This window comes from Lentzea sokolovensis (genome assembly GCF_033949975.1).
Lineage (GTDB): Bacteria > Actinomycetota > Actinomycetes > Mycobacteriales > Pseudonocardiaceae > Lentzea > Lentzea sokolovensis.
The window spans coordinates 406,510-423,554 of the sequence record NZ_JAXAVU010000001.1; the positions used below are offsets into that span (position 1 = coordinate 406,510).

The 17,045-nt window shown below is 69.9% G+C and carries 18 protein-coding genes; 8 read left to right on the plus strand and 10 right to left on the minus strand.

What is annotated here, in order from left to right; translation table 11 throughout:
* Positions 1-5 precede the first annotated feature (5 nt).
* Entirely contained in the window at positions 6-347 is a 342-nt protein-coding gene (locus SK854_RS01895; protein WP_319973188.1) for a DUF2203 domain-containing protein, read from the plus strand.
* Here the strand turns inward: SK854_RS01895 and SK854_RS01900 are convergent.
* Positions 344-1,261: a hypothetical protein gene (locus tag SK854_RS01900; RefSeq protein ID WP_319973189.1), complete on the minus strand. Its 918-nt coding sequence runs from the start codon at positions 1,259-1,261 to the stop codon at positions 344-346. The genes SK854_RS01895 and SK854_RS01900 overlap by 4 nt on opposite strands.
* A gap of 92 nt (positions 1,262-1,353) precedes the next feature.
* On the opposite strand from SK854_RS01900, the gene SK854_RS01905 reads away from it, so the two are divergent.
* From SK854_RS01905 to SK854_RS01915, 3 genes are all read left to right on the plus strand, one after another.
* Positions 1,354-1,902, plus strand: a complete 549-nt coding sequence (locus SK854_RS01905; RefSeq protein WP_093588544.1) for a cysteine hydrolase family protein — start codon at positions 1,354-1,356, stop codon at positions 1,900-1,902.
* The gene (locus tag SK854_RS01910) at positions 1,899-2,801 is read left to right on the plus strand and encodes a GlxA family transcriptional regulator (protein ID WP_319973190.1); all 903 of its coding nucleotides are present in this window, start codon (positions 1,899-1,901) and stop codon (positions 2,799-2,801) included. Before SK854_RS01905 ends, SK854_RS01910 begins: the two co-directional genes overlap by 4 nt.
* Positions 2,802-2,874: 73 nt before the next feature.
* Complete coding sequence (locus SK854_RS01915; RefSeq protein ID WP_319973191.1) at positions 2,875-3,429, plus strand: isochorismatase family protein; 555 nt, start codon at positions 2,875-2,877, stop codon at positions 3,427-3,429.
* A gap of 74 nt (positions 3,430-3,503) precedes the next feature.
* On the opposite strand, the gene SK854_RS01920 is transcribed toward SK854_RS01915, so the two are convergent.
* Genes SK854_RS01920 through SK854_RS01930 form a run of 3 tightly spaced genes read right to left on the minus strand, consistent with a single transcriptional unit; the run spans position 3,504 to position 5,061 of the window.
* On the minus strand, positions 3,504-3,893 hold the full coding sequence (locus SK854_RS01920) for a hypothetical protein (RefSeq protein WP_319973192.1): 390 nt from the start codon (positions 3,891-3,893) through the stop codon (positions 3,504-3,506).
* Positions 3,890-4,531: a Rossmann-fold NAD(P)-binding domain-containing protein gene (locus SK854_RS01925; protein WP_319973193.1), complete on the minus strand. Its 642-nt coding sequence runs from the start codon at positions 4,529-4,531 to the stop codon at positions 3,890-3,892. Before SK854_RS01925 ends, SK854_RS01920 begins: the two co-directional genes overlap by 4 nt.
* Positions 4,528-5,061 (minus strand): TetR/AcrR family transcriptional regulator, encoded by a 534-nt coding sequence (locus SK854_RS01930; protein ID WP_319973194.1) that lies wholly within the window; start codon positions 5,059-5,061, stop codon positions 4,528-4,530. The genes SK854_RS01925 and SK854_RS01930 overlap by 4 nt, the downstream gene beginning before the upstream one ends.
* Before the next feature lie 14 nt (positions 5,062-5,075).
* Here SK854_RS01930 and SK854_RS01935 point away from each other — a divergent pair, with 14 nt between their 5' ends.
* Positions 5,076-5,585 carry a GNAT family N-acetyltransferase gene (locus tag SK854_RS01935; RefSeq protein ID WP_319973195.1) on the plus strand — a complete coding sequence of 170 codons (510 nt, stop codon included), beginning with the start codon at positions 5,076-5,078 and terminating at the stop codon, positions 5,583-5,585.
* Positions 5,586-5,628: 43 nt separating this feature from the next.
* Here the strand turns inward: SK854_RS01935 and SK854_RS01940 are convergent, their stop codons facing one another.
* From SK854_RS01940 to SK854_RS01950, 3 genes are all read right to left on the minus strand, one after another.
* A complete protein-coding gene (locus SK854_RS01940) occupies positions 5,629-6,936 on the minus strand; it encodes an NlpC/P60 family protein (protein ID WP_319973196.1) in 1,308 nt (435 codons plus the stop codon).
* Positions 6,937-7,080: 144 nt separating this feature from the next.
* Positions 7,081-8,595 carry a class I adenylate-forming enzyme family protein gene (locus SK854_RS01945; RefSeq protein ID WP_319973197.1) on the minus strand — a complete coding sequence of 505 codons (1,515 nt, stop codon included), beginning with the start codon at positions 8,593-8,595 and terminating at the stop codon, positions 7,081-7,083.
* 9 nt (positions 8,596-8,604) lie between these two features.
* Positions 8,605-9,414: an SIR2 family NAD-dependent protein deacylase gene (locus tag SK854_RS01950; RefSeq protein ID WP_319973198.1), complete on the minus strand. Its 810-nt coding sequence runs from the start codon at positions 9,412-9,414 to the stop codon at positions 8,605-8,607.
* A gap of 18 nt (positions 9,415-9,432) precedes the next feature.
* Between SK854_RS01950 and SK854_RS01955 the strand changes: the two genes are divergently transcribed.
* The 3 genes from SK854_RS01955 to SK854_RS01965 all read left to right on the plus strand — a co-directional run bounded on the left by SK854_RS01955 (position 9,433) and on the right by SK854_RS01965 (position 12,790).
* Positions 9,433-9,885: a hypothetical protein gene (locus SK854_RS01955; protein ID WP_319973199.1), complete on the plus strand. Its 453-nt coding sequence runs from the start codon at positions 9,433-9,435 to the stop codon at positions 9,883-9,885.
* The gene (locus SK854_RS01960; protein ID WP_319973200.1) at positions 9,882-11,405 is read left to right on the plus strand and encodes a flagellar basal body protein FliL; all 1,524 of its coding nucleotides are present in this window, start codon (positions 9,882-9,884) and stop codon (positions 11,403-11,405) included. Before SK854_RS01955 ends, SK854_RS01960 begins: the two co-directional genes overlap by 4 nt.
* A gap of 83 nt (positions 11,406-11,488) precedes the next feature.
* Positions 11,489-12,790, plus strand: a complete 1,302-nt coding sequence (locus SK854_RS01965) for an FAD-dependent monooxygenase (protein WP_319973201.1) — start codon at positions 11,489-11,491, stop codon at positions 12,788-12,790.
* Here the strand turns inward: SK854_RS01965 and SK854_RS01970 are convergent.
* The 3 genes from SK854_RS01970 to SK854_RS01980 are packed head-to-tail and all read right to left on the minus strand — an operon-like array spanning position 12,710 to position 17,036.
* Complete coding sequence (locus SK854_RS01970) at positions 12,710-15,697, minus strand: BTAD domain-containing putative transcriptional regulator (RefSeq protein WP_319973202.1); 2,988 nt, start codon at positions 15,695-15,697, stop codon at positions 12,710-12,712. The genes SK854_RS01965 and SK854_RS01970 overlap by 81 nt on opposite strands.
* Positions 15,697-16,329 carry a hypothetical protein gene (locus SK854_RS01975; protein WP_319973203.1) on the minus strand — a complete coding sequence of 211 codons (633 nt, stop codon included), beginning with the start codon at positions 16,327-16,329 and terminating at the stop codon, positions 15,697-15,699. The genes SK854_RS01970 and SK854_RS01975 overlap by 1 nt, the downstream gene beginning before the upstream one ends.
* The gene (locus tag SK854_RS01980; RefSeq protein WP_319973204.1) at positions 16,326-17,036 is read right to left on the minus strand and encodes an ATP-binding cassette domain-containing protein; all 711 of its coding nucleotides are present in this window, start codon (positions 17,034-17,036) and stop codon (positions 16,326-16,328) included. Before SK854_RS01980 ends, SK854_RS01975 begins: the two co-directional genes overlap by 4 nt.
* Positions 17,037-17,045 lie beyond the last annotated feature (9 nt).

Genomic DNA, 17,045 nt, shown 5'->3' on the forward strand with positions numbered 1-17,045 from the left:
GCGCCGTGCCACTGTTCACCCTCTCCGAAGCCAGGACCGAACTCGAACGCCTGCTGCCGTCGCTGGACGAGATCGTGCGTCTGCGGGCCGACGCCGCCGAACTCGCCGCCGGTGAGTCCGCTCTGGGCGGGCTGCCGGAGTTCAAGGCCGCGCAGGCCCGGCTGGACGAGCTGATGGAGACCGTGCAGCACAGCGGGGCGGAGCTGAAGGGCTTCGCGCCGCTGCTCGTGGACTTCCCGTCGGAGATGGACGGTGTGCCGGTGCTGCTGTGCTGGCTCGAAGGCGACCGCGAGCTGGCCTGGTACCACCGGACGGATCTGGGGTTCGCGGGCCGCCGCCGGATCTAGCCCGGCGCGAGGAATCCGGCGATCAGCAGCACCGCGATCAGGCCGGTGATGAGTCCGGCGGCCACCAGGTAGTGCTTCCCGGTGGTGCGTCCGGGCATGCGGCTCAGGATGATCCCGGCGGCCACCGTCAGGACGCCCGCGATCGGGGTCAGCGCGCGCCACGCCTTGTCCCACGTGAACGGCAGGTACTCGTCGGCGCCGTACAGCGACAGGATCAGGGCGGGCAGACCCAGTCCGGCGGCAGCGGCGGCGGCGAGCATGTTGAACCGTTGCTGCGCCTCGCCGTCCTGGGCCACGGCGAGCGTCGACACGCTGCCCAGCAACGACTGCAGGCGCGTCATCTCGTCACCGAGCTCGGTGTCCATCGCCTGGCAGTGCGGTAACGCGCCACCGTCGCGCATCCAGAGCTGCTCGCGGATGGCCTCGCGCGCGAAGTCACGGGCACGGCTGAACGCGATCGACAGTTCGACGAGCTGGGCCATGATCAGCCGGAGCTTCGCGTTCGTGCGCTGGGTCAGCAGGTCGGCGACCTGGCGTTCCATCTCGTAGCGCAGCTGCCGCAGTTCGCCGACGGTGTTGCGCGATCCCTCGGCAACGCCCTTGGCGATGGAGACGTCCCGCTGGTTGGGCCGAATCGGGTGAGCGGGGTGCGCGAGGGTCTCGCCCAGCACCTCACCGTTCCAGGGTTCCCGGTGCCAGCCGCCGGTCTCGTTCCAGGTGGCGCTGACCGCGATCTCGACGCTCGTGGCGGTGACCCGTGCCTCGCCGACCAGGATCTCGCGGCCGCCGTGGCGGCCGACCAGGCGCAGGTACGGCACGGCGAGGCCGCTCCTCGGGCCGTCGCCCGCGGTCACCTCGACCTCGGCCCCCAGAGCCGGATCCGCGGGGTCGCCCGCCAGCACGCGCAGCTTCACGTCCGCGATCTTCGCACGGGTGACCGGATCCGTCCGCCCTTCGCCCGGCCCGTGCCTGTTTCGCGATCTTCGAGCCCGCGAGGCTGGAGGACATGAAGCGAGCATTGATCGTCATCGACGTGCAGGAGTCGTTCCGTCAGCGCCCCAACTGGGCCGAGGTGTCCAACCCGGACGTGGTCGGCAAGGTGAACCAGCTGGTCGACCTGAGCCGCGACGCCGGCGACCTGGTGGTGTGGGTGCTGCACTCCGAGCCCGGCTCCGGCGACGTGTTCGACCCCGCGCTGGGTCACGTGCGGCTGATCGACGGCCTCAAGCCGCTCGACGACGAGCCGGTGCTGACCAAGACCGCGCACAACGCGTTCACCACGACGAACCTGCAGCAGACGCTCACGACGCGGGGCGTGCGGGAGTTGCTGATCAGCGGCATCCGGACCGAGCAGTGCTGCGAGACGACCACGCGGGTCGGGTCGGATCTCGGGTTCGACATGACGTTCGTGACGGACGCGACCGCCACCACGCCGTTGCCGCACTGGCGGACCGGCAAGGTCCTCGGGGTCGAGGAGATCATCGAGCGGACCGAGTACGTGCTGGCGGGCCGGTTCGCGCGGATCTCGGATGTCGCTACGCTGACCGGATCGTGACCAGAGTCGTCTTCCTGCTCGCACCTTCCGTGCACCTGCTCGACCTCGCGGGGCCGGCGCAGGTGTTCTCCAGCGCTGCCGACCTGGTGAACGGGTACGCGCTGTCCTACGTCGGCGACATGGACACCGTGCTCAGTCATCAGGGCGTGCCGCTGGGCGCGTCGCGTGAGTTGCCCTCTCTTGAGGTGGACGACCTCGTGTTCGTGCCGGGGTGGCGGTCGCCGAAGATCGTGGGCACCGGACATCTGAGCGAACGCGCGCTGGCGTGGGTGCGCGCACACCACGACAACGGCGGCACGGTGGCAAGTGTGTGTGCCGGCGCGGATGCTTTGGGACGCGCCGGTTTACTCGACGGACGGCGTTGCACCACGCATCACGAGTTGCAAGAGGAACTCGCACGGCGCTACCCGGCCGCACACGTCGTGCGTGACGTCTTGTTCGTGGAGGACAACAGGGTCGTGACGTCCGCGGGCATCGCGAGCGGCATCGACCTCGCGTTGCATCTCGTCGCCGTGCGCCACGGGCCCACGGTCGCCGCCGCGATCGCACGCACGATGGTCATCTACGCGCGCAGGAACGGTGACGACCAGCAAGCCAGTGTCCTGCTGCGGCACCGGTCGCACATCAACGAGACCGTGCACCGCGTTCAGGACGTCATCGAGTCACGCCTCGCCGACCGTCTCTCGCTCGCGGAACTCGCCGTCCACGCCGGTTGCAGCGAACGGACCGTGACGCGGTTGTTCGGCCGTGCGACGGGCATGACGCCCTTGAAGTACCAGCAGGCGTTGCGCGTCGAACGGGCCGAACACCTGATCGGTCAAGGCGCCACGGTCGAGACCGCCGCGCGCAACGTCGGTTTCGAGGACGCCCGGATGTTGCGGCGGCTGCGTTCCCGCTGAGCCGCACGCGTGCGGCCGTCCACAGTCGACGGAACACCCTTGCACGCCACCGGAAGCGGCCTAAGCTGGCCGCGTGACGACTCTGGCGAACCGCCCCAACACAGCGTTGCTCGTGATCGATGTCCAGAACGGCGTGGTGAACCACGCCCACAACCGCGACGAGGTCGTCGCCAACGTCGCCGCTCTCGTCGACAAGGCGCGCGCGGCCGGCGTCGACGTCGTGTGGGTGCAGCACAGCAACGCCGAGCACATGCCCAAGGAGTCCGACGGCTGGCAGTTCGTGCCCGAGCTCAAGGTCGCCGACGGCGAACCCGTGGTGCACAAGACGTACGCCGACTCGTTCGAGGCGACGAACCTCGAGGAAGTGCTGGCGGGCAAGGGAATCGGCAGCCTGGTCGTGTCCGGAGCGCAGACCGACGAGTGCATCCGCTCGACCCTGCACGGCGCCGTCGTGCGCGGCTACGACGCTCTGCTGGTCAGCGACGCGCACACGACCGAGGACCTGTCGGAGTACGGCGCGCCCACCCCGGACAAGGTCATCGCGCACACGAACCTGTACTGGGAGAACCACACGGCGCCGGGCCGCACCGCGGGCGTCGTGAAGGCCGAGGAGGCGTTCAAGTCCTAGACGGAGAACTTCTTCAGCTCGTCGTCGAAGTGGACGACGAGGTCCGACACCGGCATCTCCCACTCGGGACGCGGTCAGGCCCGCGTGATGAGGTGCTTGCTCGGCATGTAGTCGATCTTCCAGTCCTCGTACACGCCACAAAGCCCGCACTTCAGGCACCGCAGCCCGACGGTCAGCCAGCGCACCTCGCCGTCCGGGCGGCACGACGACCCGAGCGCGGCGGCGAACTCCTCGCCGCCGCAGGTGCACTCGCACTCCTCCGCGTCCTCGTCGTCCCAGTGCTCCTCGGAGTCGGCGATGAACTCCGCGAGGCCGCAGCCGAGGCAGGTCCGGCGCATCGCCTGATCCTCGGTCATCTGCACGTGGAACGACTTCTCACCACACCCGCCGCACACGGACTCCACGACGTGCGTGACCTCGTAGCCGTCCTCCTGGTACTCGCGGATGGTCTCCTCGAGCGTCATCCCGCGAGCCGGTTGATCTCGTCGCTGCGCAGCACCCGCGTCGCCTGAGCGCCCTTGGCCAGCGCCACCATCGCGCGCCCGAGCTCGTCGGTGCTCGTGACGAACTTCGGCGCCACCTTCTTCAGCGCCGGCACGAGCCACGAGGACCACGAGTAGAGGTAGCGGTAGATGCGGGTGCGCGACGTGATCCCGTGCCGTGGCTGGATGAAGCCCGGTCGCACGACGAACACCGGCCGGTCCAGCGCCAGCAGCTCGTTCTCCGTGCGCCCCTTCACCCGCGCCCACATCGTCTTGCTCTCGGCGTCGGCGCCCTCACCGGACACGTACACATAGGTGCCACCGACGACGCGTGCGGCTTCAACCGCGTAGTCGTGCGTCACGGGCGTGTACTCGGCTTCGCTCAGACCCGCGGACGTCACGCCCATGCAGTAGAAGCACGCGTCGGCGTCGGCCACGTCCGCCGCGACCGGCGACAGGTCACCGAAATCGGCGTGCACCACGTGCCGCAGCTTGGGATCCGCCACGGCCGACGGCGAACGCCCGACCGTGACCACAGAGTCGACGGCCGGGTCGAGCAGGCACTCCCGCAACGCGCCCTGACCGACCATTCCGGACGCACCGAACACCACGATCTTCACACCCCAAAGCTAGACCCCACTGCCGAGGTGACGCGCTCGCCGTCCCCCGTCGCGAGCAGGTCGAGCAACGCGCCCCGCAGCAACGCGAGTTCACGCGTGCGCGACGCCAGTCCGGCAGCGGTGTCGCGCACGTCCTCGGGCTGAGCGGCGCGCAACACCTCCAGCCAGTCCTCCACGGTCGCACGCGCGAAGCCCGCCCACGGCCCGTCAGGCTCCACGAGAGAGCGCGCGTAGGCCTCCAGCCACAGCGTCAGCAACGGCCGATGTGCGGGCGCGGACAGCCACTCCCACAACCGCGCGACGACGCCGGGACCGGTGCCGATGTCGGCCAGCAATCCCAGTTCTTCGGCGCGCGCCCGCGCCAGCAATGCCCTGACCAGGCCTTCCTTGCTGCCGAACAGGTAGAGCAGCACGCGTGTGCTCGATCCGATGGCCGCCGCCAACGGCCGCAGCGACACGTCCGCGAGGCCGTGGGTGAGCACGTACCGGTACGCGGCTTCGAGCAGTTCGGTCTCCCTGGCGGACGGCATGGCAGTATCTTGGCATGACTGAAACAGTCGTGTCAGTGGAGGCGACCATGCTGATCCGCCCGCTCGGCCTGCCCGGCGACCTCGGCTGGGTGGTCCAGGCACACGGCGAGCTCTACGCGTCCGAACTCGCCTGGGACACCTCGTTCGAGGCGTTGGTCGCCAAGATCGTCGGCGACTACGCGGCCGACCACGACCCCGCGAGAGAGGGCGCGTGGATCGCCGAACTCGACGGCCAACGCGTCGGATGCGTGCTCTGCGTTCGTGAGGACGACACGACAGCGAAGTTGCGCGTGCTGCTCGTGCATCCGAACGCCCGTGGCCACGGCGCGGGCAACAAGCTCGTCAGCACGTGCATCGAGTTCGCCCAGAACGCGGGCTACGAACGCATGGTCTTGTGGACGGTCGCCGGCCTCGCGTCCGCCAGGAAGATCTACGACGCGCACGAGTTCGAGCTGATCGAGGAAACGCCCCAGCACAGCTTCGGCCACGACGTGACCGGCCAGCTCTGGGCACGTGACCTCTGAGCACCAGACCCGGTGGCCCGCTCCCGGCGGGCCACCGATCCGATCACAGCATCCGGGTCACGTACGGCATGATGCCGCCGTACCGCACCGGGGAGATCCGCACCACGGCACCGGAATGCGGCGCCTCCACCATCATCCCGCCGCCCAGGTACAACGCCACGTGCGTGCCGCCGCCAGGACCCCAGAAGATCATGTCGCCGGGGGCCATCTGCGACAACGGCACCTTGCGGCCGGAGTTGTACTGGTAGCCGCTGTAGTGCGGCAGGTACACGCCGGCGCCCGCGAAGGCGTACATCATCAGGCCCGAGCAGTCGAAGCCGATCTTGCGATAGTCGCCGTACGAGTCGGCGACGCCGCCGTCGCGCACGCCGTACGTCGGGCCGTAGTGGTTGCCGCCGCCCCACGCGTAGATGACACCGCGCTGGGCCAACGCCCGGTTGATCACGGTCTGCACGCGGTTGCCGGACGGCGCGGGCGCCGAGGCGGCCGGGCGGGGTGCCTGAGCCTGCGGAGCTGCGGCGGCAGCGGCTGCCGCGGCGGCCCTGCGGGCGTTCTCCTCGTCCTCGCGCTTCTTGGCCTCGGTCCACTGGTCGTACTGCTGGCGTTGCGCTTCCAGCCCGTTGACCGCGCCTCGCGCCGAGGCGAGCTCACGTTCGACGGCGTCCTTGTTGGACTGCAGCTCCTCGGTGGCCGCGGCCTGCGCCGAGTGCGCGTTCACGGCCACCTGCTGGGCCTGCTCGGCGACCTTCTTGGCCTCGTCCGCGGCGGCCTGCTTCACCTCGGCCTTCTGCAGCGCGGCGCGAGCGGCGGAGTCGAGGTTCGCGGCGGTGCCCTGGTCGCGGGTCACCTGGTCGAGCCGGTTCAGGCTGGACGCGGACACCGCCTCCAGCATCTGGGCACGGGCGAGAAGGTCCTCGGGCGACTTGGCGCCGATGTACGCGGAGAACGACCCGACGGTCGTGCCCTGCGCGTAGGAGGCGGCCGCGAACTCGTCCAGTTCGAGGCGGCTCTTCTCCACGGTCTTGGAGGCCGCGTCGGCCTCGACACGGGCGGCCGAAGCCTCACGGCGGGCGGTCTCGGCCTCCGAGATCGCCGTTTCCAGGTCCACCCGGGCCTTGTTGGCGAGCTCGCGCTTGTACGAGACGTCGTCGAGCAGTTCCTGCAGGCGTGACTCCGCCTGCGTGAGCCGCCCGGTCAGCTCGCCGACGCGGGCCGCCTTCGCGTCCGCCTCTGCCCGTGACGCCGAGATCTCCGAGTCACTGGGGTTCGGCGGAGGAGGCGGCACAGCACTGGCCGTCCCCGTGAGGACGGCCGTCATCAACACCAACACGGCGGAGAGTCGTGTCAACACTGGACATCACCTCCGACCGCATTAGACCAATCAGACTCATCCGGCGCATCCGGAACTAACGCACCGTCAGCCACACGTGTCACAGTGGAACACGCGGTGTGGTCCTTTTGGGACGATCGAAGTCCCGGCGTGTCGCCGAATGGCCTAGTTGACGCCGCGGCCCCGGCCGGCCCAGTACGGCTCGCGGAGCTTGAACTTCTGGATCTTGCCGGTCGCCGTGCGCGGGATCGAGTCGCGGAACTCGATCGACGTCGGTGCCTTGTACCCGGCGAGCCGCTCCTTGCAGTGTTTGATCAGCTCGGCCTCGGTGGCCTCACCGGAGAGCACGACCAGCGCCTTGATCGTTTCACCCCACTTCTCGTGGGGCACGCCGATGACCGCGACCTCGGCGACGGCCGGGTGCGAGAACAGGCAGTCCTCGACCTCGATGGACGAGACGTTCTCGCCGCCGGTGATGATCACGTCCTTCTTGCGGTCGGAGATCGTCAGGTAGCCGTCGTCGTCGAAGTAGCCGCCGTCGCCGGTGCGGAACCAGCCGTCCTCGATCGCGTCCGCGGTGGACTCCGGGTTCTCCCAGTAGCCCTCCATGACCACGTTCGACCGCGCGAGCACCTCGCCGTTCTCGGAGATCCGCAGCTGCGCGCCCAGGGCCGGCGCACCCGCCCGTGACTGCTTCTTCGCCTTCTCCTCGCCCTCCAGACCTGGCTGAGCGCGGTTGAAGGTGAGCAGCGGCGCCGTCTCGGTCAGGCCGTAGATCTGCAGGAACTCCCAGCCGAGTTCCTCGGTCACGCGCTGGATCGTGCGCGAGGGCGGCGGCGCACCGGCACACACGATCCGTACGGTGTCACGGCCGGGGATCTCGCCGTCCCACGTCTGCGCGGCGTCCAGCACGGCGTTCCACACGGCCGGTGCGCCACACATGAGCGTGACGCCGTGGTCGCGCACACGACGCAGGATCTCGGCGCCGTCGACCTTGCGCAGCACCACCTGCGGCACACCGAGGCCCGCGAGTCCGAACGGCATTCCCCAGCCGTTGCAGTGGAACATCGGCAGCACGTGCATGTACACGTCGCCTTCCCACGCACGGGTGTGCATGGCGAACGTGACCGCGTTCAGCCAGATGTTGCGGTGCGTCAGTTGCACGCCCTTGGGACGCGCGGTCGTTCCGGACGTGTAGTTGATGGTGGCTGTCGCGTCCTCCGAGGGCGCGCTCCACGGCCGTGGCTCCACATCGAACCGAAGCAGCGACTCCGACTCCTCGCCGAGCGTGAACCGGTGGCGTGCCACGACGTCATCGAGTTCCAGTTCGGGGTCGACGAACAACGCCGACGCGCCGCTGTGCTCGACGATGTACTTCACCTCGTCGGGGCGCAGGCGGAAGTTCACCGGCACGCAGATGCGCCCGCTGCCGGGAAGCGCGTGCAGCAGCTCCAGCATCCGCGCGGAGTTGTGGCTGACGACGGCGACCCGTTCGCCCTCGCCGACGCCCAGTGCGTCGAACCCGGCCTGCCACGCGCGCACGCGGGTCGCCATCTCGGCGTACGTCGTCGTCGCGACCGGCTTCGCGGGCTGGTCCGGTTCGTCGATGGCCGCCGTCGTCGCTCCGAACGCGAACGACGCGCGGTCCAGGAAGTCCGTGGTGATCAGCGGTACGCGCATGAAGCGACCCTACGACCAGGTGCTCGGATCTCCCCAGGACGAGAATCGGCCTCCCCCGGATGGAGGAACGGAACTGAGATCCGGAAGCACGTCGGCGACGGGTTCGTGCAGCACAACGGCCGCCACGGAGTCGTACGGCGTGGGTTCGGCGTTGCAGATGACGACCTGTGCACCTGCTTTGGCCGCCAGCGGCACGAGGCCCGCGGCGGGCTGCACCGAGAGCGATGTTCCCGCCACCAGCAGCACATCGCAATCCAGGGCGGCGAGGCGGGCGCGGTGCAGCACCTCTCCGTCGAGCTCCTGGCCGAACGAGACCGTGGCGGACTTGAGGATTCCCCGGCAGCGCGGGCAGTCCGGCTCCTGCTCCCCCTCGGCGACGCGCCTCAACGCGTCCCGCATCGGGCCCGTGGCACCGCATCCCAGGCACACGGTGGCGTGCAACGTGCCGTGCAGTTCCAGCACGCGATGCGGATCGGAGCCCGCCTTCTGGTGCAGGCCGTCGATGTTCTGCGTGACCACGGTGCGCAACCGGCCGGACCGTTCCAGTTCCACCAACGCCCGATGCGCGGCGTTCGGCTTCGCGGTCCACACCGGACTGTCGAGCTTCGCCCGCCAGGAGCGCCTGCGCACCTCGGGGTCGCAGAGGTAGGCGTCGAGCGAAGCCGCGAGCCCGGCGTCGGCGTCGCGCGTCCACAGCCCGTCCGGTCCGCGGAAGTCAGGGATGCCCGAATCCGTGGAGACTCCGGCCCCGGTCAGCACCGTGATCCGGTGGGCGGACGCGACCAGCGCCCGTGCCGCTGCGCACGCCTCCGAGGCCATCGGTTCACACTAGTCCCCGTGCGCAGCGCTGTGGGAGCCGCGATCGCGGCAGTGGGCTTGGTCACCACCATCACCGGGACGTTCTTGCCGTGGCTGAAATCCGGATCGACCACGAGAGACAGTTACGAAGTGCTCTCGCTCCGTGATCTCGCCGGGTTGGACGGGGTGGCGGGCACCGTCGTGACGTCGATCTGGGTGGGGCTGACGCCACTGGCCATGGTCGCGATCGGTCTCCACGTAGTCCGATTTCCACGGTTTGCCGCGTGCGTCGGCCTTCTCTTTGGCACGATCGGGGGAACCGTGGCCCTACTAGCCACAGTCCAAGGGGACAGCAAGGGTGCATTGGTCGGAATCAGCATCTCCGGACCGATGACGACTCTTGCCGGTGCCGTACTGACGATCGTGGGGGCGATCACGGTGCTCACCTCCAACAGGCGCAGCGCAGTGATTACTCCGGGAGGAAAACCGTGAGCTACCCAGGTGGCGGCGGCGGCCAGTGGCAGCCGCAGAACAACCCGTACGGCCAGCAGCCGCAGCAGCCCCAGCAGGGCGGCTACCCGCAGCAGCCGGGTGGCTACCCGCAGCAGGGCGGCTACCCCCAGACCGGTCCGCAGGGATTCCCGCAGCAGCCGCAGCCCGGGCCGCAGGGTCATCCCCAGCAGGGCTACCCGCAGCAGGGTTACCCGCAGACGGGCCCGCAGGGCTTTCCGCAGCAGGGCTTCGACCAGCAGCCGTACGGCTACGCGCCGATGGGCGGCGAGCCGCCGAAGAAGAAGCGCACCGGCCTGGTCGTCACGGCCGTCGTCGCAGTGCTGCTGCTGATCGGCGGCGGTGTCACGTTCTTCGCGCTGAAGAAGGCCGACCCCGGCACGAACGCGGGCCAGGACACCCCGGCCGTCGCGGCGAAGAACCTCGTCGAGCAGCTGGGCAGCGGTGACGTCGTCGGCATCATGGCGTCGCTGGCGCCCGCCGAGGCCGCGCTGTCCAAGGACTACATGGACTCGATGACGAAGGAGATGAAGCGTCTCGAGATCCTCAAGCCCGAAGCGGACCCGAACAAGCTGACCGGCGTCGAGTTCAAGAGCGAGAACATCAAGTTCGACGAGGCGGCCGCCGAGAAGATCAACGACCACCTCACCATCAACAAGCTGGTCGAGGGCAAGATCACGATCACCTCGGACGCGTCGAAGATCCCGCTCACCGACAAGCTCGTGGACGCGCTCGGCACCGAGTTCAGCACGACCACGTCGAAGTCCGAGACCGTCGACATCACCGCCGAGGTGAAGAAGCGCGGCATGCCGATCGGCATCGCGTCGATCAAGGTCGGCGACAAGTGGTACCCGAGCGCCTTCTACACGATCGCCAACGCGGTCCTGGAGGAGGACAAGAAGAAGTGGCCTGCGCAGGGCATCGCGGCACAGGGCGCGAGCTCGGCGGAGGACGCCGCGAAGCAGATGGTGAACGCCGCGCTCGACGCCGACCTGACGAAGGTCATCGCGCTGCTGCCGCCCGACGAGGCCGGTGTGCTGCAGGACCTCGGCCCGTTGCTGCTGGCCGAGGCCGGCAAGCAGAAGCCGACCGGCGCCAAGCTCAACGCGCTGGAGACCGACGTCAAGGACGTGACCGGCGGCAAGCAGGTCACGGTCAAGAAGCTGTCGATCACCGCCGAGGGCGAGACCATGACGATCACCCGCGAGGGTGACTGCTACGCGGCCGACGTGCCCGGCCAGGGTTCGCAGAAGCTGTGCGCGAGCGAGATCACGCAGCTGCTGAAGCAGCAGGGCGGCAAGCAGATCCCGGCTGAGGCCATCGACATCATCGGCCGGGTGGCCGGGTCGGTCATGAAGTCCGGCGTCGGCGTCGTCTCCACCGAGGTCGACGGCAAGTGGTACGTCAGCCCGGTCCGCTCGTACTACGAGCTGGCGCTCACGCTGTTCCGCGGCTTCGAGCCGAAGGACGTCGACGCGCTGATCGAGCTGCTCAAGAAGTAAGTTCTCGCTGCTCATCGACGGCCCTGTCACCCGCAACAGCGCGGTGACAGGGCCGTGGCAGTTCTCGGGCCGAGTCTCTGCCCATGGACATTCAGGTTCTGATCATCGGTGCCGGCCCGACCGGCCTCACCCTGGCGCTCGACCTCTCCCGCCGCGGCGTCCCGTTCCGCATCGTCGACGCCTCCCCGGCGCCGTTCGCCGGCTCGCGCGGCAAAGGCCTGCAGCCGCGCAGCATGGAGGTCTTCCACGACCTGGGCGTGATCGAGCCGGTGCTGGCGTCCGGGCGGTTCCACATGACGATGCGCGCCTACCAGGGCAGCGAGGTGCTGCGCGAGTGGGACGTGCACGAGGGCCGCGTCCCGACGGCCGAACGCCCGTACGCCGCCACCATGCTCATCCCGCAGTTCCGGGTCGAGCAGATCCTGCGCGAGGCACTCCCCCGGCCCGTCGAGTACGCAATGCCGCTGACGTCCTTCACCCAGGACGACTCCGGCGTGACGGCAGTCGTCGGCGGGGAGACCGTGCGGGCGAAGTACCTCGTCGGTTGTGATGGCGGAAAGTCGTTCGTGCGCAAGGAACTCGGTGTGTCGTTCGTCGGCGAGACCCACGAGGACCAGCGGATGCTCGTCGGCGACGTGCGAGTCTCCGGTCTCGACCGCGACCACTGGCACCAGTGGGGTGGCCGCGCCGACAAGTGGCTCGCCCTGTGCCCGTTGCCCGGCACGGACCTCTTCCAGTTCCAGGCGACCGGCGACGGTGAGCCGTCGCTGGAGCTCTACCGCGAGATCGTCCGCGACCGCACCGGCCGAGACGACGTGGTCGTGCACGACGCGACGTGGATGTCGTTGTACCGCATGAACATCCGCATGGTCGACAGGTTCCGCGTCGGACGGGTGTTCCTCGCGGGCGACGCCGCGCACGTGCACTCCCCCGCCGGCGCGCAGGGCATGAACACCGGCATCCAGGACGCCTACAACCTGGGCTGGAAGCTCGCGATGGAAACGCTGCTCGACACCTACGAGTCCGAGCGCAAGCCCGTCGCGCAGTGGCTGCTGGGCATGACGACCGAGATCATGATGTCCGGCAACCCGTTCGAACGGCGTGGCGACGAGACGCTGCAGCTCTCGCTGTCGTACCGGACCGCAGAAGGCGAGGGCCTTCAGGCGGGTGACCGCATGCCCGACGGCGTCACCGAGCAGGGCCGGATCTTCGACCTGCTACGGGGCCCCGACTTCGTGACGCTCGACTTCCCGGACGGTCCGGTGCTCGTGCGCCCGGACGGCTACGTCGCCGCGATCGGCCGCTCAGCGATCGACGCCTACTTCGGCGCGAACCCGGTCACGCAGCCGCACCACCGCCGGGTCGCTGCTCGGACCGCCGCGTAGCCGTTCGGCGTCGTCCAGGGCCTCCCTCGCGCCACGGGGGTCGCCCTGGGCGGACAGCCAGTCCGCGTACCACTCCAGCACGAGTGCCCTGGCCGGTCCGTCCGCGCTCCTGTTGACGGTGTCGAGCGCTCGCCCGTGGTGCTCGCCCGCCTCACCGAGATGCCCGAGGCGGGTCAGCGCCAGTCCCAGTCCGGCGTGGACGGTGGCGCGGAACTGGTTCGCCGGCGAGTCCTCCGTGGCGTCGAGCGCCTGGCGGTACAACGTGACGGCCTGCTCGAAGTCACCGCTGAAGTACGCCATCTCACCGTAGGCCTGCGTGACCCGTGCCCGGTCCAGGCCGAACGGGGAGGCCGGCACCAGTTCCAGGTCCTCACGGGCACCGGCGAGGTCGCCGATCCTGATCTTGATGCGCGCCGCCTGCATGAGCACCGACATCGGCACCAGCACGGACTCCGGCTCACCCAGCTCGGCGGCCACCTGCCGCGCCTCGGAGACCGCCTGGAAGCCCTCGGCGAACGCACCCCGGTTGATCAGCACCATGACCAGGCAGGACAGCCCGAACACGACGGCCCACCGATCTCCCACCGCCCGGAACCCGTCGAGCGCCTCCCGGTACGCCGTCTCCGCCCGCGGCGCGGAACCCTCGCTGAACTCACCGGCCACCAGCCCCCGCACGAGCGCCGCGAACGCACGCATCCACGCGTCCGGCGACCGCTCCAGCCGACCGGCCAGCACCTCGAGCCGTTCCGCCAGCGCGGTCTGACCCCAGACCTGACCGCTCGTCAGCATCAACGCGCACAGCGCCGTCGGGAGGTCCTCCTCCCACAACCGCTCCGCGGCGGCGAGGGCGGCCGGCGTGCCGAGCGAGGCCAGCACCTCCGAGAGCGGGTCGTCCGGCGTGAGCGCGGCCCAGCGGCGGATCTCCTCGAACCGCTTGGTCATCACCAGCCAATGCCACGTGCGCGCGGCCATCATGCGCCGCGCGACGGACAGGTCGTGCCGGACCGCCCACGCCTGCGCCGCGTCGAGGTTGGACCGTTCCACGTCGAAGACCTTCAACGCGTCCAGCTGCTCCGGACCTCGCAGCAGCGGTTCGTTCCGCTCGGCCAGCGCGACGTAGTAGGCGGCGTGCCGGGCGGGATCGGACTGGCCCTGCTCCAACGCGTACTCGCGCACGGTCTCCAGCAGCCGGTAGCGCTCGCCGGAGCGCACGACCAGCGACTTCTCCACGAGCGCGGCCAGCAGGTCCTCGGTGTCCCAGAGGTCCTGATCTTGTCGGACCTCCTGAGTACGTTGAGATGCAGGGGTTCCCGGCTCGCGGGTACCCCTGCGCGAGCCTGCCCCGGGCTCGAAACGCACCGGCGCGGCATGGGCGGCGGACGCCCCGTGCCGGGCTGAGGTGTCCTGCGCCGCCTCTCCCGCCAGAGCAACGGAACCGGGGTCAGCAGGCTCCTCGATGACGCTTTCGCGGTCATCCAGAACCCCTGCCACAGGCTCAAATGGAGTTCCCGGCGACAGAGCACCCCTGCGCGAGCCCGCGCCGCACACGAAGTGCACCGCCGAAGCCGTCGCCCCACCCACGAACACGGCCAGCCGCGCCAGCAGCGTGCGCTCGGCGTCGTCCAGCAGCTCCCAGCTCCAGTCGATCACCGCACGCAACGTTCGATGCCGCGCCGGCCCGGTCCGCGTGCCGCGGTCCAGCAGCCGCAGCCGGCTGTCCACCCGCGACTCCAGCTGCGCCGCCGACAGCGACCGGGCCCGTGCCGCCGCGAGCTCCAGCGCGAGCGGAATCCCGTCCAGGGCAGCACACACCCGCCGAACGACGCCGGGATCCAGCGGGGAGCCGACCCGTGCGGAGAACAGCCCGACCGCGTGGTCGAGGCCGAGCGGCGCCACCGGGTGCACGACCTCGCCCGGGATCCCCAGCGGCTCGCGTGAGGTCGCGAGCACGCGCGCGTCCGGCGCCTCGGCCAGCAACCGCACGCACAACGCGGCGGCCGCGTCCACGACGTGCTCGCAGTTGTCGAGCACCACCAGCGACGACCCGAGCCGTGAGAACACCGGGGCCGCCAACGGATTCGGGCCCAGGGCGGCGTCGAGCGCCGCGAGCGGTTCGGCCGTCGAGTCCAGCTCGACGAACCACGCCTGTGGCACCGACGCGGCGTGCGTCAGCGCGAGGCGCGTCTTGCCCACGCCGCCGAACCCGGTCAGCGTCACCAGCCGGTTGTCCCGCAACAGCTCCGCCAGCGCGGCCAAGTCGTCGGCACGCCCGACGAACGACCCGACCGGCGCCGGCAGGTTGCCTCGCGAGACGCGCTCGCGCAGCACCGTCAGGTGGGCGGCCGCCAGCGCCTCACCGGGATCCACGCCCAGCTCGTCGGCCAACGCCGAGCGAACGCGCGCGAACACCGCCAGCGCGTCCGACCGCCGTCCGGCGGCGTTCAGCGCCAGCATCAACCGGGCCTGGACGTCCTCGCGCAACGGATGCGCGGCCGCCAAGGCCTCCAGCCCCGCGAGATCGTCGCGCAGCAACGCCAGCCGCACGGCCTCGTCGAGCGCGAACGGCGCCTCCTCGAACGCCGCCCCGCGCCACAACGCCGCGTCACGCGTCCGAACGAAGGCCTCGACGTCGGTCGGCGCCTCCAGCCGGTACCCCGACGCGTGCGACGAGATCACCTCGGCACCGACCGACCGCCGCAGCCGCGACACCAGCGACTGCAACGCGGCGGAACCGTCCACCGGTGGCTCGTCCGGCCACAGGTCGGCGATCAGCCGGTCCGCCGCCACGACGTGGCCGGGTTCCATCGCCAGCCGGATCAGCAACCAGCGCAGCCGTTTACCGCGCACCTCGACCGGTGCGCCGTCCGCGGCCACGACCTGCAGCGGTCCGAGCACGTTGACCCGCATCAGGCCCGCCGCACCCCGGCCACCACCGCGGCTGCCACCAGAGCGGCACCGACCGCCACCGTCCCCAGCAAGGACAGCGACGCCCTGTTGTGCCCCAGCGCGTCCAGCACCCACCCGAGCGGGGTGGCCCGCCCGAGCGGATAGGTCAGCACCACCACCGAGAACACCGCCAGCACGGTGCGCCCGATGGAGTCGAAAACGGGGCGGGCGAACATCAGGCCCACACCGACGCCGAGCAACGCGCATCCAGTATGCGCGGCGAGTCCGACAAAAAATTCGCCCGCCGTGTACGGGTGCGGGTTCGTCACCACCGGCCACACCGCCGCCAGCAGTGCCATCGCCAGCGCGATCAACACCGAGACCAGCGCGGCCGCCGTCAGCACCCGCGACCACCCACCGGCGGACACCACGGTGATCTCGCGCCGCACCACGTCCTCGGACGTCGCCACCACGACGGCCATCCACGCCGCGATCGGGTAGAGCAACGCCGACGACCCCGAATACGCCTCCAGCGGCTGCCCGGCGTCGGAGGAGAACAACATCCCCATCACACCGAGGAACACCAGCAGAGGCGCCAAATACCGTTGCCCGCGAAAGACGTCAGCGGCGAGATACCGAACGAGAGAGATCACCGCACACTCCGCACCGAGCACCCGAGCCGCAACGCCTCGGCGAGCACCTGATCACTGCGGTCCGGCGCCACGACCACCCGCACCGACGACCCGCGAGCCTGCACCGACCGCACGCCTTCCAACGCTTCCAGGGCGTCCAATGCGGACACGCGGCTGAGATCGATCGTCACGTGCCCACCCGCGAGGTCCACGCGCGTCGCGGAGGCCAGGTGTCCCTCGTGATCGGACACCAGCGCCGTCCGTTCCTCCAGCAACGACACCAGCTCGGCGGCCGCCGAGGCGTCGAGGCCGGTCCACGGCTCGTCGAGCACCAGCACGTCCGAGGCCAGAAAAGCCTGCGCCAGCGCGACCTTCTGCGCGTTGCCCTTGGACAGCTCCGCCATCGGCGACGTCATCGAGCCGACGAAACCGAGCCGTTCCAGCACGTCGTTCGCCTCGGCACGCCGGATCCGTCCCATGTGCGCCAAATACGCCGAAGCGGACATCTTGACGTCCGAGGGAAAACGCTCGGGCACGTAACCGACCGAAGCAGGTCGCGAGACACGTCCGGACGTCGGCTTCAGCACCCCGGCGGCGATCTTGAGCAACGTCGACTTGCCGGTGCCGTTCGCGCCGGTCAGCACGGTCAGGCCGGACACCTCCAGCGTGAGGTCGCGCAGCACCCAGGGCCCGCGCCCGTACCGCTTGGAAACCTGATCGAGGAGCACCACGCCAAG

Bases quoted from the DNA above. Each gene is read 5' to 3' on its own strand.
- SK854_RS01905 (WP_093588544.1), top strand. From the start codon at position 1,354: ATGAAGCGAGCATTGATCGTCATCGACGTGCAGGAGTCGTTCCGTCAG.
- SK854_RS01920 (WP_319973192.1), bottom strand. From the start codon at position 3,893: ATGACGCTCGAGGAGACCATCCGCGAGTACCAGGAGGACGGCTACGAG.
- SK854_RS01930 (WP_319973194.1), bottom strand. From the start codon at position 5,061: ATGCCGTCCGCCAGGGAGACCGAACTGCTCGAAGCCGCGTACCGGTAC.
- SK854_RS01935 (WP_319973195.1), top strand. From the start codon at position 5,076: ATGACTGAAACAGTCGTGTCAGTGGAGGCGACCATGCTGATCCGCCCG.
- SK854_RS01945 (WP_319973197.1), bottom strand. From the start codon at position 8,595: ATGCGCGTACCGCTGATCACCACGGACTTCCTGGACCGCGCGTCGTTC.
- SK854_RS01950 (WP_319973198.1), bottom strand. From the start codon at position 9,414: ATGGCCTCGGAGGCGTGCGCAGCGGCACGGGCGCTGGTCGCGTCCGCC.
- SK854_RS01965 (WP_319973201.1), top strand. From the start codon at position 11,489: ATGGACATTCAGGTTCTGATCATCGGTGCCGGCCCGACCGGCCTCACC.
- SK854_RS01970 (WP_319973202.1), bottom strand. From the start codon at position 15,697: ATGCGGGTCAACGTGCTCGGACCGCTGCAGGTCGTGGCCGCGGACGGC.